Annotated in this window: 26 protein-coding genes; 18 read left to right on the top strand and 8 right to left on the bottom strand. The window is 66.5% G+C overall.

Translation table 11 applies throughout. From position 1 onward, the window contains the following. Window positions 1–15: 15 nt before the first annotated feature. The 4 genes from HZA32_13315 to maf all read right to left on the bottom strand — a co-directional run bounded on the left by HZA32_13315 (window position 16) and on the right by maf (window position 3137). The gene (locus HZA32_13315) at window positions 16–471 is read right to left on the bottom strand and encodes a transposase (protein ID MBI5425051.1); all 456 of its coding nucleotides are present in this window, start codon (window positions 469–471) and stop codon (window positions 16–18) included. 188 nt (window positions 472–659) lie between these two features. Continuing rightward, window positions 660–1388: an RluA family pseudouridine synthase gene (locus HZA32_13310; protein ID MBI5425050.1), complete on the bottom strand. Its 729-nt coding sequence runs from the start codon at window positions 1386–1388 to the stop codon at window positions 660–662. Between the two features lie 29 nt (window positions 1389–1417). Further along, the gene (locus HZA32_13305) at window positions 1418–2542 is read right to left on the bottom strand and encodes a hypothetical protein (protein MBI5425049.1); all 1125 of its coding nucleotides are present in this window, start codon (window positions 2540–2542) and stop codon (window positions 1418–1420) included. A 13-nt stretch (window positions 2543–2555) separates the two neighbouring features. Further along, window positions 2556–3137 carry a septum formation protein Maf gene (maf, locus tag HZA32_13300; protein MBI5425048.1) on the bottom strand — a complete coding sequence of 194 codons (582 nt, stop codon included), beginning with the start codon at window positions 3135–3137 and terminating at the stop codon, window positions 2556–2558. Window positions 3138–3215: 78 nt separating this feature from the next. Between maf and HZA32_13295 the strand changes: the two genes are divergently transcribed. From HZA32_13295 to HZA32_13270, 6 genes are all read left to right on the top strand, one after another. After that, complete coding sequence (locus HZA32_13295) at window positions 3216–4865, top strand: NAD+ synthase (GenBank protein MBI5425047.1); 1650 nt, start codon at window positions 3216–3218, stop codon at window positions 4863–4865. Window positions 4866–4874: 9 nt separating this feature from the next. Then, entirely contained in the window at window positions 4875–5111 is a 237-nt protein-coding gene (locus tag HZA32_13290) for a hypothetical protein (protein ID MBI5425046.1), read from the top strand. A gap of 121 nt (window positions 5112–5232) precedes the next feature. Continuing rightward, window positions 5233–6510, top strand: a complete 1278-nt coding sequence (gene hemL, locus HZA32_13285; protein ID MBI5425045.1) for a glutamate-1-semialdehyde 2,1-aminomutase — start codon at window positions 5233–5235, stop codon at window positions 6508–6510. A gap of 35 nt (window positions 6511–6545) precedes the next feature. After that, window positions 6546–8357, top strand: coding sequence for a hypothetical protein (locus HZA32_13280; GenBank protein MBI5425044.1), 1812 nt, complete (start codon window positions 6546–6548; stop codon window positions 8355–8357). Window positions 8358–8393: 36 nt separating this feature from the next. Then, window positions 8394–10673: a hypothetical protein gene (locus HZA32_13275; GenBank protein MBI5425043.1), complete on the top strand. Its 2280-nt coding sequence runs from the start codon at window positions 8394–8396 to the stop codon at window positions 10671–10673. Window positions 10674–10801: 128 nt separating this feature from the next. Then, window positions 10802–11635 (top strand): GntR family transcriptional regulator, encoded by an 834-nt coding sequence (locus HZA32_13270; GenBank protein ID MBI5425042.1) that lies wholly within the window; start codon window positions 10802–10804, stop codon window positions 11633–11635. A gap of 10 nt (window positions 11636–11645) precedes the next feature. Here the strand turns inward: HZA32_13270 and HZA32_13265 are convergent, their stop codons facing one another. Both HZA32_13265 and HZA32_13260 read right to left on the bottom strand, forming a co-directional pair. Then, entirely contained in the window at window positions 11646–12599 is a 954-nt protein-coding gene (locus tag HZA32_13265) for a tyrosine recombinase XerC (protein MBI5425041.1), read from the bottom strand. A gap of 145 nt (window positions 12600–12744) precedes the next feature. Continuing rightward, complete coding sequence (locus HZA32_13260) at window positions 12745–13416, bottom strand: MazG family protein (protein ID MBI5425040.1); 672 nt, start codon at window positions 13414–13416, stop codon at window positions 12745–12747. Between the two features lie 89 nt (window positions 13417–13505). Here HZA32_13260 and trpC point away from each other — a divergent pair, with 89 nt between their 5' ends. The 10 genes from trpC to HZA32_13210 all read left to right on the top strand — a co-directional run bounded on the left by trpC (window position 13506) and on the right by HZA32_13210 (window position 24124). Continuing rightward, window positions 13506–14303 carry an indole-3-glycerol phosphate synthase TrpC gene (gene trpC, locus HZA32_13255; GenBank protein MBI5425039.1) on the top strand — a complete coding sequence of 266 codons (798 nt, stop codon included), beginning with the start codon at window positions 13506–13508 and terminating at the stop codon, window positions 14301–14303. Beyond that, window positions 14300–14725: a DUF5069 domain-containing protein gene (locus tag HZA32_13250; GenBank protein MBI5425038.1), complete on the top strand. Its 426-nt coding sequence runs from the start codon at window positions 14300–14302 to the stop codon at window positions 14723–14725. The genes trpC and HZA32_13250 overlap by 4 nt, the downstream gene beginning before the upstream one ends. 3 nt (window positions 14726–14728) lie before the next feature. After that, a complete protein-coding gene (rsmA, locus tag HZA32_13245; protein ID MBI5425037.1) occupies window positions 14729–15553 on the top strand; it encodes a ribosomal RNA small subunit methyltransferase A in 825 nt (274 codons plus the stop codon). Window positions 15554–15559: 6 nt separating this feature from the next. Beyond that, window positions 15560–16303: a hypothetical protein gene (locus tag HZA32_13240; protein ID MBI5425036.1), complete on the top strand. Its 744-nt coding sequence runs from the start codon at window positions 15560–15562 to the stop codon at window positions 16301–16303. Between the two features lie 34 nt (window positions 16304–16337). Further along, window positions 16338–18440 carry a S9 family peptidase gene (locus tag HZA32_13235; protein MBI5425035.1) on the top strand — a complete coding sequence of 701 codons (2103 nt, stop codon included), beginning with the start codon at window positions 16338–16340 and terminating at the stop codon, window positions 18438–18440. A gap of 37 nt (window positions 18441–18477) precedes the next feature. Continuing rightward, window positions 18478–19557, top strand: a complete 1080-nt coding sequence (locus HZA32_13230; protein ID MBI5425034.1) for an isoaspartyl peptidase/L-asparaginase — start codon at window positions 18478–18480, stop codon at window positions 19555–19557. Window positions 19558–19567: 10 nt separating this feature from the next. Continuing rightward, on the top strand, window positions 19568–20110 hold the full coding sequence (locus tag HZA32_13225) for an NAD(P)H-dependent oxidoreductase (GenBank protein MBI5425033.1): 543 nt from the start codon (window positions 19568–19570) through the stop codon (window positions 20108–20110). Window positions 20111–20132: 22 nt separating this feature from the next. Then, window positions 20133–20612 carry a GreA/GreB family elongation factor gene (locus tag HZA32_13220; GenBank protein MBI5425032.1) on the top strand — a complete coding sequence of 160 codons (480 nt, stop codon included), beginning with the start codon at window positions 20133–20135 and terminating at the stop codon, window positions 20610–20612. A gap of 112 nt (window positions 20613–20724) precedes the next feature. Beyond that, window positions 20725–23073, top strand: a complete 2349-nt coding sequence (locus HZA32_13215; protein ID MBI5425031.1) for an RNA-binding transcriptional accessory protein — start codon at window positions 20725–20727, stop codon at window positions 23071–23073. A 154-nt stretch (window positions 23074–23227) separates the two neighbouring features. Continuing rightward, window positions 23228–24124, top strand: coding sequence for an EamA family transporter (locus tag HZA32_13210; protein MBI5425030.1), 897 nt, complete (start codon window positions 23228–23230; stop codon window positions 24122–24124). Window positions 24125–24214: 90 nt separating this feature from the next. On the opposite strand, the gene HZA32_13205 is transcribed toward HZA32_13210, so the two are convergent. Next, window positions 24215–24619: a type II toxin-antitoxin system death-on-curing family toxin gene (locus HZA32_13205; protein MBI5425029.1), complete on the bottom strand. Its 405-nt coding sequence runs from the start codon at window positions 24617–24619 to the stop codon at window positions 24215–24217. A gap of 32 nt (window positions 24620–24651) precedes the next feature. After that, entirely contained in the window at window positions 24652–24879 is a 228-nt protein-coding gene (locus HZA32_13200) for an AbrB family transcriptional regulator (GenBank protein MBI5425028.1), read from the bottom strand. Window positions 24880–24960: 81 nt separating this feature from the next. On the opposite strand from HZA32_13200, the gene HZA32_13195 reads away from it, so the two are divergent. Next, entirely contained in the window at window positions 24961–25293 is a 333-nt protein-coding gene (locus HZA32_13195; GenBank protein MBI5425027.1) for an FKBP-type peptidyl-prolyl cis-trans isomerase, read from the top strand. Between the two features lie 2 nt (window positions 25294–25295). Next, window positions 25296–25526 (top strand): RNA-binding S4 domain-containing protein, encoded by a 231-nt coding sequence (locus tag HZA32_13190; GenBank protein ID MBI5425026.1) that lies wholly within the window; start codon window positions 25296–25298, stop codon window positions 25524–25526. Window positions 25527–25606: the final 80 nt, after the last annotated feature.

Genomic DNA, 25606 nt, shown 5'->3' with positions numbered 1-25606 from the left:
GCGGGCCCTCCGGTTTCACTCCACCCATTCCAAGACGTTCAGTTCGCCTTGGTAGAGCCAATCCTCGTCGTGCCGCACCAGTTTGGCGCGCACGGGATTTTGCCGCACATACTCCCACTTGGCGCCGTAGCTTTCGTGTCGACGCAGCTGGGTGTCCCAAAAATTCTTCTGCCAGATGTCGCCAGCGACAGCCTGCGCTGTCAGTCGCTTCCAGTAACGCACCCAAAGCGCCAGCGACTCCGCCGGCCAGCTTCCCGGCGCGCAGAAGAGATGCACGTGGTCCGGCATGATGACGTAGCGCCCCACCCGCCACCGTGTCGCCGCACTCCACGCTTCGGTCAATCGTCGCATCATTTCCGGATTCGCGAGCACCGGACGCCGGTCTTTTGTGCACACCGTGAGAAAGACGATATTCGAACGAACGGCGGCATCCCACAATGGCAGGTGCACCGGCCGACGGCGCTTGGGCAATTCCGAGAATGAATCAGGTGTCATTGAGCGGCCCGCCAGCAAAGTGCCGCATCCTATCCGATAAACGAACGCTTTTCGGAGGGCCCGTGTCCTCACGGGCCGTTTCCCGTTCGCGGCCTGTGCTCACTTGTCCGTCCACGCTGTGCCGTGTCGTGCGTCCGATCCGCTTGGACGCGTGTTCCTCCTTCTCAGAACTTCGCCATGAACTCCGGCGGCAGCGGGGCGTGGGCCTTGAAGTGGTGCGTCGCCCCTGCGAAGTCGTAGCTGAAGCTCGTTTCGAGGGAGTGAAGAAAAAGGCGCTTCTCGCCCGTGGCCTTCGTGAAGGCGCGATTCAGGCCGAAGTCGCCGTAGGTCTGGTCGCCGACGATCGGCAGATTGCGCTTCGCGCATTGCACGCGGAGCTGATGGCTGCGCCCGGTGTGCGGCTCGAGTTTGATCAACGAGGTCGAGAACGCACCCTGCTGGTGCCGCACGAAGCTGAATTGCGTCACGGCGGGAATGTGGCCGGCGCTCGCGCTCGTGCGCACCTGGCCGCCCTTCTTTTGCACCGCGAGGAGATCTCGCCACAGTTGCACCCGCTCCGAGGGTTTGCCGAAGACGAGCGCGTGGTAGACCTTGCGAATCTGTTTCCGCGCGAACTGCTCCTTGATCGCCCGCGCCAGCGCGCCGTCCGCCGCCACGAGAATCACGCCGGAAGTCGCACCGTCGAGGCGGTTGAGCAACCAGACGCGTCGCTCTCCGCCGTTCGCGTCGGTCCAGACCCAGCTCTCCGCCGCGTCGTCGTAGCGGCACGTTAGCAGCGAGCGCGGTTCGTCGGCGCGCGAGTTGGGATGCGACAGCACGCCGGCAGGCTTGTCGAAGGCAGCGAGGCCGTTGGCGTCGTGCGCGAGCAACTTGACCCCGAACCCGAGCGGCACAGTGGACCAGAACTCTACCCCGACGGTGCTCACCAGTAATAGAAGCTGAACGTGATCGTCTGCTGTTTGCCCAGCACGGCGATCATCTGGTCCGTCCACTTGCGGTAGGGCTGGCGCATCGTCAGCGCGTTGGTGCACGCGTAGGTGCCCGGCTTGCCCGCGGTCTCCTCGGTGTTCACGATGGAAACCTCGCCGTCGGAATTCAGGGTGAAGGTCACGAAGACGTGCGTGCCGGACTTCGGAGCGATGCGCGATTCGTCGAGGATCGAATACCACGAAGCCTGCACGATCTCGACGAACTCCTGCATGTATTCGCCGTATTCGCTCCAGCGCGCGTCGATGCCGAGGATGCCGATGTTCTGCACACCGGCCAAACGGTTCTGCAGCACGTTCGGACGCGCTTGGGTGAGACGCGGGCGCGCCTTCGGCTTCGGACGTTGCTCCTGCACATCGGGACTCTCGGTTAGGCCGCCGGTCGCGCTCTTGCCGTTCTTCGCGCCTTCCTGGAATTGCGCGGCGTGGTTCGAGGGCGACTGGCTCTGGGAAATGTTGCTGCCGACGCCCTCCTCCGACTTGCCGTCGATCTTTTCGGTGCCCTGCAGCGGGATTTGCTCAGCGCGAGCCTGCTGCGCCGCTTGCGGCGTGGTGTTGTCGAGCGCGTTCTGCATCGCCGTCACCGCGGCGCCGTCCTGTGGGCGCGCCATGTCGCCGGACACGATGGCGGAGTCGTTCTTGATGTCGTCGCGGCCCTTGATGCTCGGGCGGTTTTCCGGATCGGTTTCCTTCGGCTTCTCCTGTTGGGCCGACTGCTGGTTGCGGTTAGAGTAGTTGTTCGTCTTGTCCGGCGTGTTTTCGGGGGCGTCGGGATTGGTTTCGACGAACTTGAAGGGATCGGGCTGCTTCGGCTGCGGCTCGGGTTGGGCGAGCTCGAAGTTGAATTCCTTGCCGCGGTTCGCCTTGGCGACCCAATCGAGATTCGAGTGCGAGCCGGCGAATTTCTCGACCGGGAAGAGCGGCGCGAGGCACAGCAGCAGCACGTGGAAGAGCAGCGTGCAGAGCAGGCCGATCGCAACCGAACGGTTCGAGGGGGCCTGAACGGGCGAGCTGGGTTCGGGCGCGGTGTCGGGACGCAGAGGATTGGTCGAAGTTACCACTTTCGGGGCGGATTCAGCGCATCAGACCCGCACGAGTCAAAAGTGTTCTCGTTTCTTCCACGGGAAGACCGACGATGTTCGTCAAGGACCCCGAATATGACGCGACGATCAGCTCGCCGTGCTCCTGGATCGCGTAACCGCCCGCCTTGTCGAGGGTATGCACGCGCTCCAGGTAACGCGAGATGGTCGGCTCATCGAGTTCCCGGAAGGTGACACGGCTTTCCACGATCTCGTCGATCCGCAGGCCGTCCACTCCACGCCGCACCGCCAGTCCAGTGAACACCGAGTGCGTGCGACCGCTCAGCCGCCAAAGCATCGCCCGCGCCTCGGCGAGGTCGGCGGGTTTGTTCAACACATGGTTGTCGATGCACACCGTCGTGTCGGCGCCGAGCACGAAGTCCTCCGGGTGCCGCGCACTGACCCAATCCGCCTTCAGTGCGGCATTGTGGAGCACCATGTGCCGCGGATCGGCATCCGGTGCTTCGTGCTCGGTCACCGCCGCCGTGACGATTTCGAACGCGACTCCGAGTTGCGCGAGGAGTTCGCGGCGGCGAGGCGAGGCGGAGGCAAGAATAAGGCGCGGCACGTGGCACAGTTGGCAGGGAATTCGCGTTCCGGCTAGCGGGAAGTAGCTGTTGCCAGCCGCGCGCCCGCCGCCCACGTTTCCGGCGTCATGCGTATCGGATTGGCTCAGCTCAACACCATCGTCGGCGACCTCGCGGGCAATCGCCGCCGCATCCTCGAAGCCTATCGCGGCCTCGTCGCGCAAGGCGCGGAGCTGGTCCTGTTTCCCGAGCTCATCGTCTGCGGCTACCCGCCGCGCGACCTGCTGTTCAAGAAGCGTTTTGTGCGCGACGTCGAGGAGTCCACTCGCGCCATCGCCGCCGAGATCGGCGAGGTGCCGGCCGTCGTCGGCACCGTCGAGACCAACTCGACCGGGGTCGGCCGTCCGGCGTTCAACGCTGCGGCGTTTTGCCATCGCGGACAGATCCTGCGCTCGGCCCACAAGTGCCTGCTGCCGACCTACGACGTGTTCGACGAGGACCGCTACTTCGAGCCCGCTACCGCGCCGACCATTGTTGAGTTTGCCGGACGCCGCATCGGCCTGACGATTTGCGAGGACATTTGGACGCACGAGATGGTCCCGACCCGCCGCCTCTACGGCGCGCAGACTCCCGTCGCCCAACTCGCCGGACAGCGTTGTGACTTGGTTCTCAACCTCTCCGCCAGTCCTTGGAATTGCGGCAAGGGCCTCGTCCGCTCCGCGCTCGTCGCCGACACCGCGCGCACCGTCCGTGCGCCGGTGGTCTACGTGAATTCCATCGGCGGCAACGACGAACTGATCTTCGACGGCCGCAGCCTCGCCTGCGCGGCCAACGGCGACTTGCTCGGCGGGCTCGCGGCGTTTCGCGAGGAGTTGCGCGTCATCGATCTCGGCGCGCCGGCCACGAGCGGCAGCGTTCATCTCACCTACACGCAGGAGGAACTCGCCGACATCTACGATGCGCTCGTCCTCGGCGTGCGCGACTACGCGCACAAAACCGGCTTCAAGAAGGCGCTCCTTGGTCTCTCCGGCGGCATCGACTCCGCGCTCGTCGCGGTTCTCGCCGCCGAGGCGCTTGGCAAGGAAAACGTCACCGGCGTCAGCCTGCCGTCCGTCATTTCCAGCCAGCACTCGAAGGACGACGCCGCGACGCTCGCGCGTCATCTCGGCATTCCATTCCACACGGTTTCGATTGCGGATGTCGTGGGCTCCGCCGAGGCGACGCTCGCGCCGTTCTTCGCCGGCACCGCGCGCGACATCGCCGAGGAAAACATCCAGGCCCGCGCTCGCGGCCTGTTGCTCATGGCGATGTCGAACAAGTTCAACTCGCTCCTCCTCACCACGGGCAACAAGAGCGAACTGGCCGTCGGTTACTGCACGCTCTACGGCGACATGTGCGGCGGACTCGCCGTTATCTCGGACGTGTTCAAGACACAGGTCTACGCGCTCTCCCGCTGGATCAACCGCGAGCGCGAGATCATTCCGCAGAACACGATCGACAAGGCGCCGAGCGCCGAGCTGCGCCCGAACCAGACCGACCAGGACAGCCTGCCGCCCTACGACCAACTGGACGCCATTCTTCGCGGCTACGTCGAGCAAGGCCTGTCGCGCGCCGACCTCGTCGCGCAAGGTTTCCCGCCGGCCGTCGTGCACGACGTCGTCCGCAAGGTCGACCTCAGCGAATACAAGCGCAAGCAAGCCGCGCCCGGCCTGAAGATCACGCCCCTCGCCTTCGGCGTCGGCCGCCGCATCCCAATCGTCCAAAAATACGTGAGCTGATTCACGGCGATGCTCGACCTGATCTCCGACCTTTTGCAGTTCGCGCTGGGCCTTGCTTGCATCGCGCTGGGGTTTTTGGCCTTGGCCGGCCCGGAAGCGAACTGGGCCGGGAAGCGGCTCCAGCGGTTCATCGACGAGAATTGGGCGGGCGGCACCGCACGCTCGCATCGCAACCTCGCGCTGGCGTCGTTGATCATGGGTATCGTGATCGCGGGAGGCATCGCCGCATCCTGGTTCCTCAACTAGCGCAAAACGCGGTGAACCTTGGTCAAAAGTGGCGCATTCCCGAAGCTTGAGTGGAAACGCGTGGTGCTCTGACCTGATTAGTGTCCCCTTAGCGTCAATTAGTGGTTTCCTTCTCCCTCGCATGTCCCCTTCCGAACAACTTTTCGAACGCGCCAAGCAACTCATCCCCGGCGGCGTGAATTCCCCCGTGCGCGCCTTCCGCTCCGTCGGCGGCGCGCCGTTCTTCACCCGTTCCGCGCAGGGCGCCACGCTCACCACGGCCGACGGCCGCGAGCTGATCGACTTCGTTTGCACCTGGGGTCCGGCCATCCATGGCCACAACCACCCGCGCATCAAGGCCGCCATCGCCGACGCGCTTGAGCGCGGCACGTCCTTCGGCACGCCGAATCCGCTCGAGGTCGAGATGGCCGAGCTGATCGTGAAGTTCTTCCCGTCGATCCAGAAGGTCCGCATGTGCTCCAGCGGCACCGAGGCGACGATGTCCGCCATCCGCCTCGCGCGCGGCTACACGAAGCGCGACAAGATCGTGAAGTTCGCCGGCTGCTACCACGGCCACAGCGACTCCCTGCTCGTCGCCGCCGGTTCCGGCGCCCTCACGCACGGCCATCCCGACAGCGCCGGCGTCCCCGCAGCGTTCGCGCGCGAGACCATTGTTCTTCCCTACAACGACACCGCCGCGCTCCAAGCCGCGTTCGCCGCCAATCCCGGTCAGATCGCCTGCGTCATCCTCGAGCCCTACATCGGCAATGTGGGCTTCATCAAACCCGACGCGGGCTACCTCCAATCCGTCCGCCAGCTCACGGCCGCGCACGGCGCCATCCTGATCTTCGACGAAGTCATGACCGGTTTCCGCCTCGCCCGCGGCGGCGTGCAGGAACTCGAGAAAATCACGCCCGACCTCACGACCCTCGGCAAAATCATCGGCGGCGGCCTCCCGGTCGGTGCGTTCGGCGGTCGCGCCGAGATCATGGACTACCTCGCGCCGCTCGGCCCTGTCTATCAGGCCGGCACGCTCAGCGGCAATCCGCTCGCCATGGCTGCCGGCATCACGTCGCTGCGCATGCTCGACGAGTTGAATCCCTACGCACGTCTCGACGCGCTCGGGCGCCAGGTCGTCGAGGCCGCCAAATCCGCTGCCGCCGCCAAGGGCCTCCCGCTGCAGGCGCCGCAAGTCGGCTCGATGTTCAGCCTCTTCTTCACGCCGACACCCGTGCGCGACATGCCTACGGCGCTGAAGTCCGACGCGAAGCTTTTCGGCCGGTTTTTCCACGCCTGTCTCGACGGCGGCGTCTATCTGCCGCCGAGCGCCTACGAAGCGTGGTTCCTCAGCACCGCGCACGAGGGAAATGCCATTGCCCGGGCTTGCGAAACCATCTCGAAGGCCATTAGGTCGCTCTAAGAAACGGCACCTCGTGCCGTTTACCTAGAGCAACCATGCGATTCCTCTCCCTCCACGCCCGCGCTGCCGCCGAGGCAGTCGCACTCGTCGCCGCGTTGCTCTTCGGCGTCGCGGCGCAGGCGCAGCCGGCGAACGCTCCGGTGCTCGCGCTCTCGGAGTTGAAGCCCGGCATGAAGGGCGAGGTCTGGACCGTCTTCCGCGGCACGCAGTCGGAGCCGTTCGGCGTCCAAGTCACCGGTGTCCTCCGAAACGCCCTCGGCCCCGGCAAGAGCCTCATCCTCTGCGAGCTCACCGACCCGCGCGTTCAGCCCATGGGCGCCGTCGCCGGCATGAGCGGCAGCCCGCTCTACATCGACGGCAAACTCGTCGGCGTCCTCTCCTACCAAATCCAGCGTTTCGAGACCGTGCGCTACGCGGGTTTCACGCCGATCGCCGACATGCTCGAAGTCAGCGCGCTGCCCGCCAGCACGCCCGCGCCGGCCACGACGCTCCCGATTCCCGTCAACGGTTCACGCGCGCGCGATGGCCGGGCCGCGGCTCCGCGCGCCGGCTTGAGCGCGGATTTCCAACCCTTTCGCCCGGTCTTCTCGCTCGGCGGCATCGCGCCGCAGGTCGCGGAAGTGATGGCGCCGCAATTCGAAGCCATCGGCCTCAACGCCGTCGCGCTCGGCGGCAACCTCGGCTCGGCCGCCGAAGAGACGCCGAACGCCCCCGCCGCGAATCTCAAGCCCGGCGGAGTCGTCGCCGCTGCGCTCGCCGTCGGCGATGTTTCGATGGCCGCGAGCGGCACCGTCTCGCACATCGACGGCACGCACGTGCTGGCATTCGGCCACCCGCTCATGACGCTCGGCGCCACCGAGGTGCCGATGGCCGAAGCCGAGATCGTCACGATTCTCCCGAGTTCGTTGAACTCGATCAAAGTCGCGAACACTGGCCGCGTCATCGGCTCCTTCTCGCAGGACCGCCTGTCGGGCATCTACGGCGAAGTCGGCCGCATGCCGCACCTCGTGCCGGTCGAGATCAGCCTGCCCGCTCGCCTCAATCGCAAGAGTCTCCACTTCTCCGTCGTGCAGCACGAAATGCTGCTGCCCACCATCGCCGCCACCGGCCTCACGCAAGCCGTCCTCGGCTCGAACGAAGCCGGCCTCACCCGCGGCTTCCGCCTGCGCGCCACCGTCGAATACGCCGGCCGCGAGCCGCTCGAATTCAGCCGCCTCTACCCCGGCCCGCAGGGCTTCGCGCAAGGCGTCGGCGAGTTCACGCAAAATCTCCAGCAGTGGCTCTTCAACCCTTACGAGCGCACGTTCCCGGAGAAGATTCGCTTCGCCGTCGAGGAAACCAGCGAGACGCCCGTCGGCTATCTCGAACTTTTCCAAGTCTCGCGCACGACCGCCGCCGCCGGCGACACGCTGACCGCCACGCTCAGCTGGCGCGGTTTCCAAGCGGAAAAATCCACCGAGACTGTGCAGATTCCCGTGCCTTCCGACTGGACGGGCAAGGATCTGGAAATCGTCCTGATGAACGGCCGCCAGCTCGACGAACTCACCGGCCGCCCGCGCGTCTTGAACGTCAGCCAGCTCCGCTCCTTCGACGAATACCTCGGCATGTTGCGCGACGCCCGCGATGCCGACGGACTTTATCTCGCCGTCGTCGAACGCACCGCGCTCTTCACCGACAACACCGCGACCACCGTCGAACTGCCCGGCTCCTTCGAGCGCATCGCGCGTTCGGCCGATGCCGCGCGCTACCAGCGTCGCGAGGCCTCGCTGCCGCTCTGGGAAGAACACCTCCTACCCGGCCGCCTCTTCAACGCCTCCGCGCGCCGCCCGCTCAAGGTCACGGATTGATCCTGCGGCCGCTGCTTCCGCGGCCATCGAATTCTCATGCGCCTCGCTTCCGCTCTCCTCGCGTTCGGCACACTCGCCGCAACCCTCGCCGCCGATCCGCTCTCCAAGCAGCTCGAGATCGACTTCTACCGCGAGGTCCCGAGCCGCAACATCAAGGGCCTCGCCGTCCGCTCCGACGGCCGCCTGCTCGTCGGCCCGACCGTGCGCGAGCTGCCCGGCTCGATCCCCGCCGACCTGCTCTGGACCTTCGTCCGCGCCGGGGACGACAAAGCCTGGCTCGTCGGCACCGGTCCCGAGGGAAAAGTCTTCCGCGTGAACACCGACGTGCGCGCCGATTACCAGGCCGAGCTCGCGGTCGATCTCGACGCCACGCACGTGTTCGCCGTCTGCGCGCTCGAGGGCGACGCGTTCCTCGCCGGCACGTCGCCGCAAGGCACATTGAGCCTCGTGCGCGGCGGCAAGCTCGTCGCATCGGTCGCGCTCCCCGCCGATTCGATCTTCGACATTACGCTCCTACCGAAAGACGCCACGACCGCCCTCGTCGCCACCGGCAATCCCGGCCGCATCTACCGCGTCGACCTCGCCAAATTCGCCGCAGCGGGCGAAGCGAAGGGCAAACTCGCCGCCAGCGAACTCGCGAAGCACGGCATCACGACCTTCGGCGAAATCCGCGACCGCAACGTCCGCTCGTTGCTCGCACTCGGCGACGGCCGCGTCATCGCCGGCTCCGCGCCGAAGGGCAACGTCTACGCTTTCCCCGCCGCGGGCGGCGCGCCGCTGCTGCTGCTCGAAAATCGCGAGGCCGAAACCACCGACCTCCTCGCTGACGGCGACAGCTCGTTCTACGCCGCGGTCACCTTTTCCGGTGCGTCCGGCGAATCGCGCCTGAACCGCACGCCGGCCACCCCCGCCGCCGCAAAACCGGACGCGCCGGCCGACGATGCCGCCGACGCTGCGCGCACCGAGAAATTCACCGGCCGCGCGCAACTGGTCTATTTTCCCGACGGTGGTTTGCCCGAGACGGTCGCTGCCCGCCCCGGCACCGCGTTCTATCGCCTCACGTGGCACGAGGACGGCGCGAACCGCTGGATCCTCATCAGCGGCGGCGAGCAAGGCGAACTCCTCGCCTACGCCCCGGCCGAGCGTCGCAGCGTCAACCTCGGCGCCGTTCCGTCCGCGCAGGTGAACGCCATTCTCCCCAGCCACGCCGGCGCGCGCGGCCAGTTTCACCTGCTGCGCAACAACGCCAGCGGCCTCTCGCAGCTGAATTTCTCCGAGTCGGTCGACCGCTCGCTCGAGACCCGCAAGCTCGACCTTGGCGTCGCCTCGGAGATCGGCCAGGTGCGCTTCGCCCGCCTCGAAGGCGCGGCCGCCGACCGGGTGCGCGTCGCGCTGCGCACGAGCTTCGGCAGCGACGAACTCGAGGGCTGGACCGACTGGACCGAACTGAAGCCGCTCGACGGCGGCTGGTTCGCGCCCGGCCTGCGCGGCCGCTACGTGCAGCTGCGCGTGACGTGGAAATTCCTCCTCGGCGCCGAGCCCAACATCGACAAGGCCACGCTCTTCCATCTCCCGCAGAATCGCCGCCCGCAGCTGAACGATTTTCGCATCTTCCCCGCCAATCTCGGCCTCGTGCCCGCGCCGGAGACCGCGCCCGCGATGCCCACGATGACGCTCGGCCAGTTGCTCTTCCCCTCGCCGCGCGAGACGAAGGACGACGGCGCGAGTAAACGCAAAGGCGGTCTGCTCAACAGCCCCGTCGTGCCCGCGCCCGGCGCGCAGATCGTCTACTGGACCCTCGCCGATCCGGACGACGACAACCTCGCCGCCACCTTCTCCATCAGCCCTGAGGGCAAAGACGAGTGGACTGACCTCGCGATCAACGCGACGGATTCGTTCGTGCAGTTCGACGTCAGCCACCTGCCCGAGGGGCGCTACCGTTCGCGCCTCGCCGTGCGCGAGCAGGCGCCACGCCCCGAAGCGCAACGCCTCAGCTACACCTTCGAGACCGACTACCTCACCGTCGATCGCACACCGCCCGAGATCCTCGACGCCAAGGTCGAGCACATCGGCGGCGCGTGGCGCATCACGATCGACGGACGCGACGGATTGAGCCTCCTCGAAGGCGCCGAGTTCGTGCTGAACAACGGCGCGCGCCTCACGCTCGAGCAACCCGCCGACGGCATTCTTGACAGCCGCCGCGAGACCTTCGTCGCCGAGTTCACCGACGCCAAAGCCGCGAACGCGACCTCCGTCGAAATCACGCTCTACGACAAGTCCGGCAACAGCGCCGCTCGCCGCGTTCCGCTGAAGTAGCCGTAGCGCAGGCTTCCAGCCTGCAACGAACACCCCTGCAAACTGGCAGCCTGAGTCGCGCGCGCCGTCCACCGCGCGCGAGGATTTCCCTCCTAATTTGCCCCAAACGCGTTCACGTTCGCAGCGCAATGGCCCTTCTTGGCAAAATCAACCGCCTCCGCATCGTCCGCTTCGCCCAACCGGGATACTACCTCGATGGCGGCAGCCACGGCGAAATCCTGTTGCCGAGCCGCTACATCCCCGCCGGCACGAAGCCGGGCGACGAGATCGACGTGATGGTTTATCGCGACACCGAGGACCGCCTCGTCGCCACGACCGACAAGCCGCTCGCCTGCGCCGGCGAATTCGCCGCGCTGCGCGTCGTCAGCCTCACGCCACGGATCGGCGTGTTTCTCGACTGGGGTTTGGAGAAGGACCTGCTCCTGCCGATCCGCGAGATGTCCGGCCCCGTGCAACCCGGCGACAAGGTCGTCGTGCTCGTCATGGTCGATCCGCACACCGACCGCCTCGTCGCCACGGCGCGCTTCAATCGCTTCCTCGATCGCACTCCCCCACGCTACCACGAAGGCGAATCCGTCCGCCTCCTCGTCGCGAGCCGCAGCCCCATCGGCTACAACATGGTGATCAACCACGCGCACCGCGGCCTGCTCTACCACACGGACGTCGCGAAACCGCTCGCGATCGGCGATTGGGTCGAAGGCTACGTCCGCGCCATCCGGCCCGACGGCAAAATCGATCTCGCGCTCGGCAAGGCCGGCTACCGTCGCATCGCCGCGCTCACGGACCAGATTCTCGAAGCCCTCGAAGCCAAAGGCGGCCAGCTGCCCTACGGCGACAACAGCATCCCCGAGGAAATCCGCGAGGCATTCGGCGTGAGCAAAAAGGCCTTCAAACAGGCGATCGGCGCGCTCTACCGCGAGCGCAAGATCGTGATCGAGCCGAACCGCATCCGACTCGTGTAGCCGCTCGCGCTCAGGCGCGTGGATGCGCCTTGGCGTAGATTTCCTTCAGCCGCGCGACGCTGGTGTGCGTGTAGATCTGCGTCGTCGCCAGATTCGCATGACCGAGCAGCTCCTGCACCGCGCGCAGATCGGCGCCGGAATTCAAGAGGTGCGTCGCGAACGAGTGCCGCAGCTTGTGCGGCGACAAATCCATCGGCAGATCGGCGACCGCGAGGTAGCGCTTCACGATCAACTGCACCGCGCGCACCGTGAGGCGGTCGTGTCGCTCGGTGATGAGCACGGGATGCGTCGGCTTCGGGTCGGGTGCGAACTCGTCCCGGAATTTCGTCAGCACCGCCATCGCCACCGCGCCGAGCGGGCAAATGCGCTCCTTGCGGCCCTTGCCGAGCACGCGCGCGCTACCCGTGCCGAAGTCGATCGCGCCGTAGTTCAGCCCGACGACCTCGCTGACGCGCAGCCCGCCACCGTAGAGCAGCTCGAGGACGAGCCGGTCGCGCCATGCGGTGAATTTGTCGATTTCGTCGCGTTCGAGGAGCTTCTGCGGTCCGGCGAGGAGCGTCGCTGTTTGGGTTTCCGTGAGGAATTTAGGCAGCGACCTCTCCAGCTTCGGCAGCGGCACACCGGTGAACGGATTGCGCGTCAGCCGTCCGCGTCGCTGCCAGTAGCGAAAAAACGCGCGCAAGCCCGAGACGTGATTGTGCAGGGTGCGCCGACCGAACCGCCGCTGGCCTTCGATCACGAAGTCCCTCATGTCGCGCGTCGTCAGCCCAGCTAGCCCGCGCGTCTGCCAACGCGCCCCGGTCTGCGCCCACACGAAGAAGTCTTCGAACGCCTGCCGGTAGTTTCGAACCGTGTAGGCGGAATAGCGGCGCTCCTTCGCGAGGAAATCGAGAAACGGCGCGAGCCACTCCGTCGCGATGGCTGCCGGCAATTTCGTCTCAGGCGCTGGAGTTTTTTCGCTCATCGCCTCGGTCGGCAGTCCAATCGCGACGACATCACCGCAGTCGGCCCAACTGGTAGGGCGCGACCGCTGGGCGCGCCGGGAACGCGTTTCGGCGGGCCCAGCGGTCCCGCCCTACCGCACGCGTCGGCACTCCCGTCCGCGTCCTTCACGGCGTCTTTGCTCCCACGCGCGCCTCGACTTCGCGCATCACGCGATCGCATTCGCGGCGCAGCGCCATCTCCGGATCGATTCCGCGGGCGCGGCACGCTGCGGCGATCTCATAGAGCGCGCGCCCGGCCGCTTCCGGCGTCAGCGTGTCGGCGAGCCGCGCGATTGCGGTGCTATCGACGATGCCGTCCGCCGGCAGTCGCTGCTTGGCGATTCGCTTGTCGACATCCTCCGCGAACATCAGCGCCGGCAGGCGCGGCGGGAGTTTTTTGAAGAGCGTGGATTCGGATTTCCCTGCCGCCGCCTTCTCCTGCGCCTTGATCCCTTCCCACACGTCAATCACCTGGTCGGAGTTTCCCGCCGTGGCGGTGCCGAAGACGTGCGGGTGGCGCCGGATCAGCTTCTCGTTGATCTCGCGCGCCACGTCGTCGAAGTTGAAATCGCCCCGCTCGGCCGCGAGCTGCGCATGGAAGACGATCTGCAGCAGCACGTCGCCCAGTTCCTCGCGCATGTGCGGGATGTCCGCCCGGTCGATGGTGTCGAGCAACTCGCTGCACTCGTCGATCAGGTGGCGGGCGAGGGTTTGGTGGGTCTGTTCGCGGTCCCAAGGGCAGCCGTCCGGGGCGCGGAGGCGGGCCATGGTCTGGCGCAGGTCGTCGATGGCGCTCATGCGCCCACTCTTCGCGTCACAGCGGCGGCGGCAAGAAACTTGTGGTTGCGCTGTCCGGGCGTTCGCCAATCCTGAGCGCTTCCCTCTGCATGGACAAACTCGCCGAAATCATGGCGCACAAACGGCGCGAGATCGCGCCGCTCCTCCGGCCGGTTTTCGAGGAGGAACTCGCCCGCCTCAACGGCTCGCTGTCGCCGGTGCCGTCCTTTTCGGCCGCGCTGCGCCGCGCCGACGGCAAGCTCGCGGTCATCGCCGAGATCAAGCGCCGCTCCCCGTCGGCCGGCGCGATCAGCGAGAGCACGAAGGCCAGCGAACAGGCCGCGCGCTACCAAGCCGCCCGCGCCAGCGCGCTTTCTGTGCTCACGGACGAGAAATTCTTCGGCGGCCGCATGGCCGACCTCGAGGAGGTCACGCAGTTTTTCCAGCAACAGACCCCGGCCCTGCCGTGCTTGCGCAAGGATTTCATGGTGCACCCCGTCCAGGTGCTGCAGGCGCGCGAGGCCGGCGCGAGCGCGATCCTCATCATCGTTCGCGCGCTCGACGATTCCGAGATTTCCCAGCTCCACACCAGCGCCAAGGCCGCGGGCATGAGCGCGCTCTTCGAAATTCACGACGAGAAAGACCTCGAACGCGCGGTGAAGCACGGGGCGACGATCATCGGCGTGAACAATCGCGATCTCGCCATCTTCAAGTGCGACCTCGCGCTCTCGGAGCGCTTGATCCCGCAATTCCCGGCCGACGTCATCGCGGTCAGCGAGAGCGGCATCTTTACCGCGCGGGACGCCGGACGAGTTCGCGCCGCGGGTGCGCAGGCCGTGCTCGTGGGCGAAGCGCTGATGCGCGCCGACGACCCGGCCGTTCTCATCCACGAGTTTTCCACCGCATGAGCACCAAGCAATTTCCGTCCGATCCGCGCGTCACCGTTGGTGGCCTGTTCTATTTCGGCCGCATGCTCGACAAGATCCGCAAGCACGCGCGCGGCGAGTTGCGCGATGACTACCTGCCGAACCTCGGCAAGGGCATGGACAGCCGCCTCTGCAACTTCCTCCATGTCGACTACGCGGCGCTCGGGGCCCAGGTTCTCGCCGGCGCGAGCGACGAGCAGGCCCTTGCTTGGTGCGCGCAACACGGTCGCGCCTTGAACGCCGACGACGTGATCATCTGGAACGATTTCGTGAGCAAACGCGGTTGGAACGATCTAGCCACGCCCGTCCTCGAAAAGCAGAAAGCCGAAGCCGGCTTCGGCGCGCGCGCGGACATCCGCACGTTCTTCGAGTTCTGGGAAGTCGACGAAGGCCGCAAGTCCTGAGGCATGCCGCTCACGCTCACCGGCACCCGCGAATTGCTCGCGCGCCTCGGCCACTCGCCGAAGCGCTTCCTCGGCCAGAATTACCTCATCGACGGTAACATCGTCCGCAAGTCGGTCGAACTCGGCGCCGTCGCGCCCGGTGACACCGTGGTCGAGGTTGGCCCCGGTCTCGGCACGCTCACCTCGGCGCTGCTCGCGGCGGGCGCGGAGGTTTTTGCGGTGGAGAAGGACGCGACGATGGCGGCGCACCTTCGCGGCACGCTCGCCGTTGAGCATCCCGGCAAGCTGCACCTCATCGAGGAGGACGCGGTCGAACACCCGATCGCCGGTCTGCCGCCCGAGCGCGCGGCGAGTTTCAAGATCGTCGCCAACCTGCCCTACGCGATTTCCACGCCGTGGATGGACGCCGTGCTCGGCGGTCCGCTGCCGCAGCGCATGGTGCTCATGCTCCAGCAGGAGGCGGCACAGCGCTACGTCGCGTCGCCCGGCACAAAGCAATTCGGCGCGATCTCGATCTTCATCCAATCCTCATTCACGGCCGACCCCGGCCACAAAGTTCCCGCGACGTGCTTCTACCCGGCGCCCGACGTCGAATCTTACCTGCTCAACCTCGTCCGGCGCCCCGAGCCGTTCATCTTCGCGCCGGCGGTGAAGCGCCTGATCCGCGAGTGCTTTCAGCAACGCCGCAAACAGATCGGCTCGCTCCTGCGCGGCAAGCTGCCCGACGGCGGCGCCGCCTGGCTGGCGCTCCTGCCGGAGGCCGGACTCGATTTCCGCGCGCGCCCGGAGCAGATTCCCGTGGCACTCTGGCAGCGACTGAGCGTCTAAGGGCCCATGCCCGCGCTTGAAATTCCGCTCCGCGCCCGCACATTCTGCGACCTCGTGGTTGTTCCCCCGCGCATCTGCCGCCTCGCCGCCTGCTGCTTCGGCCTGCTCGCCCTTGCCGCGGCGCGCGCCCAGGTGGCGACGCCGCCGCCCTCGCTCTACGGCGAAGTCAAAGGCACGACCTACGTCGCGCCCGGCAACCGCTTCCGCATGACGATCCCGGTTTTGCCCGAGCTGGGCGGCCAGATCCACGACACCGAGAACGTCGTCACCTTCGACGACCCCGTGAGCACGCATGTCAGCGTGGCGTGCTTCCCGCTCGATCTGTCGAACAAGTGGGAACTCGAGACCCGCGGCATCCGCGACTATCTGGAGTATTTCTTCAAGGATTTCGTCTTCCCGGATTTCGCGCAGCGGTTCCCGCGCTCGACGAATGAGGCCAGCCTCTACAGTCCGCAACTGCGCGACGGCGCGCTTTTCGTGTTCTCGCTGCTCCCCGGCGGCTCTGTGTTCGAGGCGCGCGCCAGCGTCCTCGAAGGCCCGGTGAACGCCCCCGCCGTCGCCAAGCGCGGCACGCTGCTGTTCGTCCAGAACAACAATATTTTCATCCTCACCGCCGAGCTCGCCGAGCGCGTCACGCAGCGCTCCGCCTTTCAAAAGACACCCGAGCAGGAAAACGAAATCCTGCGCGCGCGACTCGTCGAGCTGGCCAACCGCATCCAGTTGCCCAAGTCCCCGGGCGCCGCCCGTTGAGCCGGTGCCCTGGCCCCGGCTTCCTTTTCTACGCATGAAAGTCCCCACCGTCCTCGTCCTGTCCCTTATGCTCGCTGCTCCGTTGTCCGCCCAGTTCGACCTCGCCACGCCCAAGCCGCCGGTCGCGGCGAAAAAGCCGAAGGACGTGACCGTCCACGAGGACAAGCGGATCGACGACTACTTCTGGCTGCGCGAGAAGGACAACCCCGAGGTCAAAACCTACCTCGAACAGGAAAACGCCTACACCGAGTCCGTGCTCGCGCCCGCGAAGGAGCTGCGCGCGGCGCTCTTCAAGGAGATGCGCGGTCGCATCAAGGAGGACGACACCGGCGCCAAAGTCCCCTACCTCGGCTGGCTCTACTACACCCGCACCGAAAAGGATAAGCAGTATCCGATCTTCTGCCGCGTCGCGGACAAGCCCGGCGCGACGGAGGAAGTTCTCCTCGACCTGAACAAGCTCGGCGAAGGCAAACCCTACGTCGCCGTCGGCCACTACCGCGTGAGCGACGACGGCGCGCGCCTCGCCTACTCGATCGATTGGACCGGTTACCGCCAATACGAGGTCTTCGTCATGGACCTCGCCACCAAGCAGCTCATCCCGCAGCAAATCGGCAAGGTCTCCGATCTCGAGTGGGGCGCCGGCCACGACGTCCTCTACTACGTCACGGAGAACGACGCGAAACGCTCCGACAAACTCCACCGCTGGACGCTCAGCACCGCGCGCCACGAACTGCTCCGCACCGAAGCCGACGAGTTGTTCAACATCGACGTCGCCAAGTCGCAGGACGGCCGCTGGCTCTTCAGCTCCGCCGAGAGCAAGATCACGTCCGAGGCCTTCGCGCTCCGCGCCGACGACGCCACCGGCAATTTCCAGTCGCTGCTCCCACGCACCGAGAACGTGAAGGTCTACCCGGAGCACCACGGCGAGCATTTCTACTTCGTCACCAACCGCGACGCGAAGAACTACAAGGTCGCTCGCGCGCCCGAATCCCATCCCGCGCAACTCGAGGACGTCATCCCGCACAATCCCGCCGTGAAGATCGAAGGCCTCACGCCGTTCGCCCGCTACATGGTGGTCGAGGAACGCGAGAACGGCCTGCCGCATCTCCGCGTCTTCAATTTCGCCACCGGGCAATCCTCGCGCCTCGCGATGCCCGAGGCCGCCTACGAAGTCTCGTCGGCCTCGAACTGGAACTACGACACCGACGAATTCCGCTTCGAATACCAGTCGATGGTGCGTCCGCGCTCGACCTTCGCGGCCAACCTCGCGACCGGCGAACGCAAGCTCATCAAGCAACAGGAAGTGCTCGGCGGCTTCGACCCGAAGAACTACCGCGCCGAGCGCGTTTGGGCCACCATGCGCGACGGCGTGAAGGTGCCACTCTCGATCGTCTACCGCGCCGACCTCGACCGCGCCCAGCCGCAGCCCTTCCACCTCTACGGCTACGGCTCCTACGGCATCAGCATGCCGATCACATTTAGCGCCAACCGTCTCAGCTTGCTGGATCGCGGCATGATCTTCGCCATCGCGCACATTCGCGGCGGCGGCGAACTCGGCGAGGAATGGCGCGAAGCCGGCCGCATGGACAAAAAGATGACCACGTTCAACGACTTCGTGGACTGCGCCCAATGGCTCGTGGACAACAAGTGGACCACGCCGCAACAGCTCGTCACCTCCGGCGGCAGCGCCGGCGGCCTTCTCATGGGCGCCGTGCTCAACCAGCGTCCCGATCTGTTCAAGGCCGCGCTCGTCGTCGTGCCGTTCGTCGACGTCCTCAACACCATGCTCGACGCCTCGCTCCCGCTCACCACCGAGGAATACGTCGAGTGGGGCAACCCGAACATCCGCGAGCAATACCTCTGGATGCGCGCCTACAGCCCCTACGACAACCTGAAGCCGGCCTCCTACCCCAACGTCCTCGTCAACGTCTCCTTCTACGACAGCCAGGTCCCGTATTGGGAAGGTGCCAAATACCTCGCGAAACTGCGCACGCTCGACCACGCGAAGGGCAACGCCACGCTCATCCACACCAACTTCGGCGCCGGCCACGGCGGCGCGTCCGGCCGTTACGATGCCCTGCACGACACCGCGCGCGACTACGCGTTCTTCCTGAGCGCGCTCGGCCTCGCCCGCTGACTTGGAGGGCGCGGCTACCGCCGCGCCGCGATCCACAATGAAGCTCACGCTCGCCCTATCCTTCACCGCGTTCGCGCTGGCCGCCACCGCCCCCGCTTCCGCCCAACCCTCATCGACCGCCTCCCCCATGAAGCCCTACGGCCTCGTCATCCACGGCGGCGCGGGCGTCATCGAGCGCAAGGCCATGTCGCCCGAGCTCGACGCCCAATACCGCGCCACGCTCCAGCAAGCCCTCGACGCCGGTTACGCCGTCCTCGAGCGCGGCGGCACGTCCCTCGATGCGGTCATCGCCGCCGTCACGGTTATGGAGGATTCGCCGCTCTTCAACGCCGGCAAGGGTGCCGTGCTCAACGCCGACGGCTTTTGCGAAATGGACGCCTCGATCATGAACGGCGCCACGCTCCAAGCCGGCGCCGTCGCCGGAATCCGCCACATCAGGAACCCGCTCCATCTCGCGCGCGACGTCATGGAGAAATCCAAGCACGTCTTCCTCATCGGCGAAGGCGCGGAAAAATTCGCGTGGTCGCTCGGCTACGAGAACGTTCCCAACGAGTATTTCCAAACCGACTTCCGCCGCAAACAGCTCGAGCGCGCCAAGCAGCTCGAGTCGCGCAAGGACAATGGCACCGCTGCCGTCCCGCTCGACCTCACGTCGCCGGGCGTGCGCGACGACCTGCATTTCATCCACGAGCAGAAATACGGCACCGTCGGCTGCGTCGCCCTCGACCAGCACGGCAACCTCGCCGCCGGCACTTCCACCGGCGGGATGACGAACAAGAAATTCGGCCGCGTCGGCGACGTCCCCGTCATCGGCGCCGGCACCTACGCCAACAACGCGACGTGCGCGATCAGCTCGACCGGCTGGGGCGAATTCTTCATCCGCGCCAACGTCGCCCACGACATCTCCGCGCAAATGGAATACGCCGGCAAAGCCCTCCGCCCGGCCGCCGCCGCGACGCTCGCCAAAGTCGCCACGCTCGGTGGCGACGGCGGCGTCATCGGCATCGACGCGCGCGGCAACGTGATGACCGACTTCAATTCCGAGGGGATGTATCGCGCCTACCGTGTCGCCGGCCAGCCGCCCGTCGTTGCCATCTACGGCGACGAGCCGCGTTGAGCCTCCGCGCATGAGAATCCTCGCCGTCTCCGGCAGCCTGCGCGCCGCCTCGTCCAACACGCTTCTCCTCCGCGCCGCCGCTCGCCTTGCGCCTCCCGATTGCGCGCTCGAATTGTTCGAGGGCATCGGCGCCCTGCCTCACTTCAACCCCGATATCGAAGACGTGCCGCATGCCGCTGTCGCGCACTGGCGCGCCGCCGTTGACCGCGCCGACGGCCTGCTGTTCAGCACGCCCGAATACGCCCACAGCATCCCCGGCACGCTGAAAAACGCGCTCGATTGGCTCGTCGGCGGCATCGAGATCGTGGGCAAGCCCGTCGCCATCCTGCATGCCTCGCCGCTGTCGATCTATTCCGGCCCGGCGCTCGAAGAGGTGCTGCGCGCCATCTCGGCCGACTTCCGCCCGGAGGCCGCCATCGCCGTCAATCTCCGCGGCCGCATCCCCGAAGGATTCGACCCGGCAACCGACCCCGCCTGCGCCGCTCCCATCCGCGCCGGCCTGGGGCGACTCGCCGCCGCAATCCGCGCTCGACGCGCCGGGATTGCCGAGTGAAATTCCCCGCTTACCCCCACGCATGACCAAACGTGCCTTGCTCGAACAACTCATCGCGCACCTCTCGGCCGAGGTCGAGGCGATGACCAAAGCCGCCCTCGCCACGCACGCCGAGGCGACCGACGACGAGAACAAGGCCGAGGACAAATACGACACGCGCGGCCTCGAGGCTTCCTACCTCGCCCACGGTCAGTCGAAGGCCGCCGAGGAAGCCGCGCAGGCTCTCGCCCAATTCCGCGCGCTCGCGCCACGCGACTTTTCCGCCGCCGATCCGATCGGACTCGGCGCGCTCGTTGTCCTCGAAAACAAGGGAGCTCTTTCCCGCTACTTCATCGGCCCGCGCGCCGGTGGCACCGAGATCGACGTCGACGGCAAGACCGTGATGGTCGTCACGCCGCAATCGCCGCTCGGCCGCCAGCTGCTCGGCCGCAAGCAGGGCGATTCCCTGATGCTCGATGTCGGCGGTCGCAGGACCGAAAATCAAATCGCCTCGGTCACCTGACGCGTCCCGCGCGCGAGCATCTGCCCGCGCCTGACGCGAGCGAAATAGCATCGCCGGGACTTTTCCGTTGCCCGACGCGGAGAGCGCGAGGTCAACTCAGCGCTTTTCCCGCATGTCCGCCACTCCGGCTCTTCCCAATCCCGACCATGTGCTCCGCCTCGCGGAGGAACTGAAGCTCAAGGTGCATCAAGTCGCCTCGACCGCCGAACTGCTCAAAGGCGGCGCGACCGTGCCCTTCATCTCCCGCTACCGCAAGGAGGTCACCGGCGAACTCGACGAAGTCCAGGTCACCGCCATCCGCGACGGCATGGAGCGCATGGAAGCCGTGGACGCCCGCCGCGGCGCCATCATCGCCTCGCTCACGGAGCGCAATCTTCTCACCGACGCCCTCAAGTCCGCCCTCGGCGCCGCCGACACGCTCACCGCGCTCGAGGACATTTATCTTCCCTTCCGTCCGAAAAAACGCACCCGCGCCACCATCGCAAAGGAGAAAGGCCTCGAAGCCCTCGCCGAACTCATCTGGGCGCAAGATCCCGCCAGCGACATCGCCGCCGCTGCCGCCGCGCTCGTCGGCCACGAATACACGCTCGACGACGGCAAGAACACCAAGGGCAAGATCGAGACCGCCGACGAAGCCCTCGCCGGCGCGCGCGACATCCTCGCCGAGCGCATGAGCGACGACGCCGCCGTGCGCGAGAAGCTCCGCGCCATTTACCGCGAGCAAGCCGTCGTTTCCTCGAAGGTCATGTATGGCAAGGAAACCGAGGGAGCGAAGTTCAAGGACTACTTCGACTGGAGCGAGCCGCTCGCCAAGGCGCCCTCGCACCGCATCCTCGCGATGCGTCGCGGCGAGAACGAGTCGTTCCTCATCATGCGCATCACGCTGCCCGACGAACTCGCCGCGCAGGCCGTCGTCGAGCTGCACTTCGCCAAAAACACTTCGCCCGCCGCCTCGCAAGTCCGCCTCGCCGCGCAAGACGCCTTCAAGCGCCTCCTCGCTCCCGCGATGGAAACCGAGATGCGCCTCGAATCGAAGAAGCGCGCCGACGAAGCCGCGATCAAGGTCTTCGCGGAAAACCTCCGCGAACTCCTCCTCGCCGCGCCGCTCGGCCAGCGCGCAGTCATGGCGATCGACCCGGGTTTCCGCACCGGCTGCAAAACCGTGCTCCTCGACCGCCAGGGCAAGCTGCTGCACAACGACGTCATCTTCCCCGATCGGTCGCCCGCCGAAGCGAAGGACAAGCTCAAGGGCTTCGTGGACTTCTTCAAAGTCGAGGCCATCGCCATCGGCAACGGCACCGCCGGCCGCGAGACCGAGACCTTCGTCCGCGCCATCGGGCTGCCTGCGTCGATCCCGGTCGTCATGGTCAACGAGTCCGGCGCGTCGATCTACTCCGCCAGCGAAGTCGCCCGCGAAGAGTTCCCTGATCACGATCTCACCGTGCGCGGCGCCGTCTCCATCGGCCGCCGCCTCATGGACCCGCTCGCCGAACTCGTGAAGCTCGACCCGAAATCCATCGGCGTCGGCCAATACCAACACGACGTGGACCAGTCCGCCCTCAAGCGCTCGCTCGACGACCGTGTCGTCTCCTGCGTGAACGGCGTCGGCGTCGAGGTGAACACCGCCTCGAAGCAGCTCCTCTCCTACGTCTCCGGCCTCAACGCAGCCACCGCCGCCGCCATCGTCGCGCGGCGCAACGAAAAGGGCGCCTTCAAGTCGCGCGCCGATCTCCTCGAGGTCCCGCGCCTCGGCCCGAAGGCCTTCGAGCAGGCCGCGGGCTTCCTCCGCATCCGCGACGCCGCGCATCCGCTCGACGCCAGCGCCGTGCACCCGGAGCGCTACGCGCTCGTCGAAAAAATGGCCGCCGACCTCGGCGCGACCGTCGCCGACCTCATGCGCGACGAGAAACTCCGCAAGCGCATCAAGCTTGAGAGCTACGTCACCGCCGACGTCGGCCTGCCGACGCTCAAGGACATCCTTTCCGAACTCGCCAAACCCGGCCGCGACCCGCGCGAGAAGTTCGAGGCGTTCAGCTTCCAGGAGGGCGTGAGCAAGCCCGAGGATTTGAAGCCCGGCATGAAGCTCCCCGGCATCGTCACGAACGTCACCGCGTTCGGCGCCTTCGTGGACGTCGGCGTGCACCAAGACGGCCTCGTGCACGTCTCGCAGCTCGCCGACAGTTTCGTGAAGGAGCCCGCCGAAGTCGTGAAACCCGGCCAGAAGGTCATGGTGACCGTCACCGAAGTGGATCTCCCGCGCCAGCGCATCGCCCTCTCGATGCGCAGCAACCCGCAGCTCGGCCCGCGCACGCCGCAAGCCGCCGGCGCTCGCCCCGGCGGTGGCAACGGCCCGCGTCCTGCTTCTGGCGTCGGCATGAACCGCGGCCCCGCCCCGCTCCCGAAATCCACGCAGTCGCTCAACAGCGATTGGTTCAGCTCCGCGCTGAACAAGAAGAAGTGAGCGCGGAACAGCAGACCGCGGCGCAAGAAAACGCAGAACAATTCGCGCGGCAGCGCGGGTGGGCGCCGACGTCCCCGTCGGCACTACGCTCGCGGCACGCCCCTCGTCGCCGCCGGGACGTCGGCGACCACCATCGCTTCGCACGCGCCTCGTCATGATTCCCTGGGTCGCCGCCACGTTGCTCTCGGCCTTCTTCCTCGGTCTCTACGACCTCGGGACGAAGCACGCCGTGCGCGACAACGCGGTGCTCCCGGTGCTGTTCTTCGCCAACCTCTGCAGCGCCACCGTCTGGTGCATGCTCATCGCGATCGACCGCGCCGGCTCCGGCCTCCCCGCGATCCTGCACGTCGCGCCGCTCACCGCGTTCCAGCATCTGCAACTCGCCGCGAAGTCCGTCCTCGTCGGCAGCTCGTGGATCTGCGGCTACTTCGCCGTCAAACACCTGCCCGTCTCCATCGCCTCGCCGATTCGCGCGACCGGCCCAGTTTGGACGCTCTGCGGCGCGCTGCTCGTGCTCGGGGAGCGTCCCTCGAGGCTCGAATTGCTCGGCGTCGCCATCACGCTCGCGTCGTTCGTTGGGCTCGCGCTCGCTGGCGCGCGCGAGGGCATCCATTTTCACCGCAACAAATGGATCGGCTGGCTTGTGCTCGGGACGTTGCTCGGCGCGTCGAGTGGGCTCTACGACAAGTTCCTCCTCCACCGCCAGGGATTCACGGCCGCCACGGTGCAGGCGTGGTTCGCGATCTACCTCGTGGCGTTCTTCCTGCCGCTCACGCTGGCGTGGAAATTCCGCCTTTGGCAGCGCAACGAGTTCCACTGGCGCTGGAGCATCCTGCTCGTCTCCTTCGGCCTGCTCGCGGCGGACTTCCTCTACTTCGACGCGCTGCGCAATACCGACGCTCTCGTCTCACTCGTCTCCAGCCTGCGCCGCGGCAGCACGCTGGTGGCCTTCGCTGGCGGACTCTGGTTCTTCGGTGAGAAAAACGGCCTGCAAAAACTTCCCGCCGTCCTCGGCGTGCTCGTCGGCATCGCCCTGACGTTGCTCGGCTGAGTAGGGCCGGTCTCCGACCGGCCCAAACCAAGCCGCGTAACGGCACTCATTACCGTTTTAGACCTCAAACCGGCCGGTCAGAGACCGGCCCTACTTTTTCGGTTTCGCGCGCGGCTTCGTTTTCGCAGCCTTCGTGCCCGGTAGCAATGCCCGCAACCGCTCCGTCGTCGCATCGCGATCAAGTTTCGAAGCCGCCACGTCGAGCGTGAGTCGTTCCCAGTCGTCCACCGCTAATGGCTGCGGCAACAGCAGTTCGTTGGCCGCCAGAAATACCAGGCAAGTCGCCAGCGCCGTTCGCTTGTTTCCGTCCACGAACGGATGGTTGCGACAAATGTAGAAAAGATACGCGGCCGCGATTTCCACCGGATCGGTCATGATCGGATCGCCACCCCAAGTCGCCTGCGGCGCAGCGACGGCAGACTCCAGCAGCGCCTCCTCGCGCAAGCCTTCGCCCCCGCCATGCGCAGCGAGAACTTCCGCGTGGATTGCCAACACTGCGGTGACAGTCGGGTGTTTGAACCCAGTGCTCACGAGAGGCGCCGGAACAGCTCACGGTTCTTGCCGATGATTTCCTTCGCGAGCGCGCCGGCCTCCTCCTTCGTCACCACCGGCCGCACCGGCGTCAGGTAGAGCGCGCCGCCTTCGTGCACGGTCACGTTCACCTCATCGCCGACCTTGAGGCGCGCGAGGTCCATGAGCGCCGCGTCCAGCATGATGCCCTGCGAGTTGCCGACTTTGGTGATGCGTTTGATCATGACGTCAAACTATGTATTACGTCCCCGGCCGCGCAAGTCGCTTCTTGTCTCCGACGCGCCTTCGCCCAACGTCGCCGACAAATGACCTCCTCCGACCTCCAGATCGAAGTCCTCACCGCCGGCACCGGCGCCGCGCCGAAAAAAGGCGACCTCGTCACCGTCCACTACACCGGCTGGCTGACCAACGGCCAGAAGTTCGACAGCTCGCGCGACCGCGACGAGCCGTTCACTTTCGCCCTCGGCATGCGTCAGGTCATCGGCGGCTGGGACCAAGGCGTCGCCACCATGAAAATCGGCGACAAGGTGAAGCTCACCATCCCGCCGCACCTCGGCTACGGCGCGCGCGGATTCCCTGGCGCCATCCCGCCGAACGCCACTCTCGTGTTCGAAGTCGAGCTGTTGAAGATCGGCTGACCATGTCCGCCGAATCCGAATCTCGCATCGTCTTCATCCGCGACGCCCACATCGAGCTCGCCCAGCTGCTCAAGTTCGCCGGCCTCGCCGACACGGGCGGCGAAGCCAAGCAGGTCATCGCCGCCGGCCAAGTGCTGGTCAACGACTCCACCGAGACCCAGCGCGGCAAGAAGATCGTCCCCGGCGACCGCGTGAGCTACAACGGTCAGACGCTGATCGTGCGCGGCAGCTAGCGCGTTTTCTGATCTCCTGTAGCCGGGCTCGCTGAGCCCGGTCGGCACTTCGTCTCTCGGGGAAGTTCCTCCCCGGGGGC

Source organism: Opitutia bacterium (assembly GCA_016217545.1).
Taxonomy (GTDB): domain Bacteria; phylum Verrucomicrobiota; class Verrucomicrobiia; order Opitutales; family Opitutaceae; genus Didemnitutus.
This window is presented reverse-complemented; position numbering and strand designations above follow the sequence as displayed.

Excerpts from the sequence above, each read along its gene's own strand:
- HZA32_13200 (MBI5425028.1), bottom strand. The coding sequence starts at position 24,879 with ATGATCAAACGCATCACCAAAGTCGGCAACTCGCAGGGCATCATGCTG.
- HZA32_13265 (MBI5425041.1), bottom strand. The coding sequence starts at position 12,599 with ATGAGCGAAAAAACTCCAGCGCCTGAGACGAAATTGCCGGCAGCCATC.
- HZA32_13235 (MBI5425035.1), top strand. The coding sequence starts at position 16,338 with ATGAAAGTCCCCACCGTCCTCGTCCTGTCCCTTATGCTCGCTGCTCCG.
- HZA32_13220 (MBI5425032.1), top strand. The coding sequence starts at position 20,133 with ATGACCAAACGTGCCTTGCTCGAACAACTCATCGCGCACCTCTCGGCC.
- HZA32_13275 (MBI5425043.1), top strand. The coding sequence starts at position 8,394 with ATGCGCCTCGCTTCCGCTCTCCTCGCGTTCGGCACACTCGCCGCAACC.
- HZA32_13270 (MBI5425042.1), top strand. The coding sequence starts at position 10,802 with ATGGCCCTTCTTGGCAAAATCAACCGCCTCCGCATCGTCCGCTTCGCC.
- HZA32_13280 (MBI5425044.1), top strand. The coding sequence starts at position 6,546 with ATGCGATTCCTCTCCCTCCACGCCCGCGCTGCCGCCGAGGCAGTCGCA.
- trpC (MBI5425039.1), top strand. The coding sequence starts at position 13,506 with ATGGACAAACTCGCCGAAATCATGGCGCACAAACGGCGCGAGATCGCG.
- HZA32_13195 (MBI5425027.1), top strand. The coding sequence starts at position 24,961 with ATGACCTCCTCCGACCTCCAGATCGAAGTCCTCACCGCCGGCACCGGC.
- HZA32_13190 (MBI5425026.1), top strand. The coding sequence starts at position 25,296 with ATGTCCGCCGAATCCGAATCTCGCATCGTCTTCATCCGCGACGCCCAC.
- HZA32_13295 (MBI5425047.1), top strand. The coding sequence starts at position 3,216 with ATGCGTATCGGATTGGCTCAGCTCAACACCATCGTCGGCGACCTCGCG.
- HZA32_13225 (MBI5425033.1), top strand. The coding sequence starts at position 19,568 with ATGAGAATCCTCGCCGTCTCCGGCAGCCTGCGCGCCGCCTCGTCCAAC.
- HZA32_13250 (MBI5425038.1), top strand. The coding sequence starts at position 14,300 with ATGAGCACCAAGCAATTTCCGTCCGATCCGCGCGTCACCGTTGGTGGC.
- HZA32_13260 (MBI5425040.1), bottom strand. The coding sequence starts at position 13,416 with ATGAGCGCCATCGACGACCTGCGCCAGACCATGGCCCGCCTCCGCGCC.
- HZA32_13215 (MBI5425031.1), top strand. The coding sequence starts at position 20,725 with ATGTCCGCCACTCCGGCTCTTCCCAATCCCGACCATGTGCTCCGCCTC.
- hemL (MBI5425045.1), top strand. The coding sequence starts at position 5,233 with ATGTCCCCTTCCGAACAACTTTTCGAACGCGCCAAGCAACTCATCCCC.
- HZA32_13230 (MBI5425034.1), top strand. The coding sequence starts at position 18,478 with ATGAAGCTCACGCTCGCCCTATCCTTCACCGCGTTCGCGCTGGCCGCC.
- HZA32_13290 (MBI5425046.1), top strand. The coding sequence starts at position 4,875 with ATGCTCGACCTGATCTCCGACCTTTTGCAGTTCGCGCTGGGCCTTGCT.
- HZA32_13210 (MBI5425030.1), top strand. The coding sequence starts at position 23,228 with ATGATTCCCTGGGTCGCCGCCACGTTGCTCTCGGCCTTCTTCCTCGGT.
- HZA32_13240 (MBI5425036.1), top strand. The coding sequence starts at position 15,560 with ATGCCCGCGCTTGAAATTCCGCTCCGCGCCCGCACATTCTGCGACCTC.
- rsmA (MBI5425037.1), top strand. The coding sequence starts at position 14,729 with ATGCCGCTCACGCTCACCGGCACCCGCGAATTGCTCGCGCGCCTCGGC.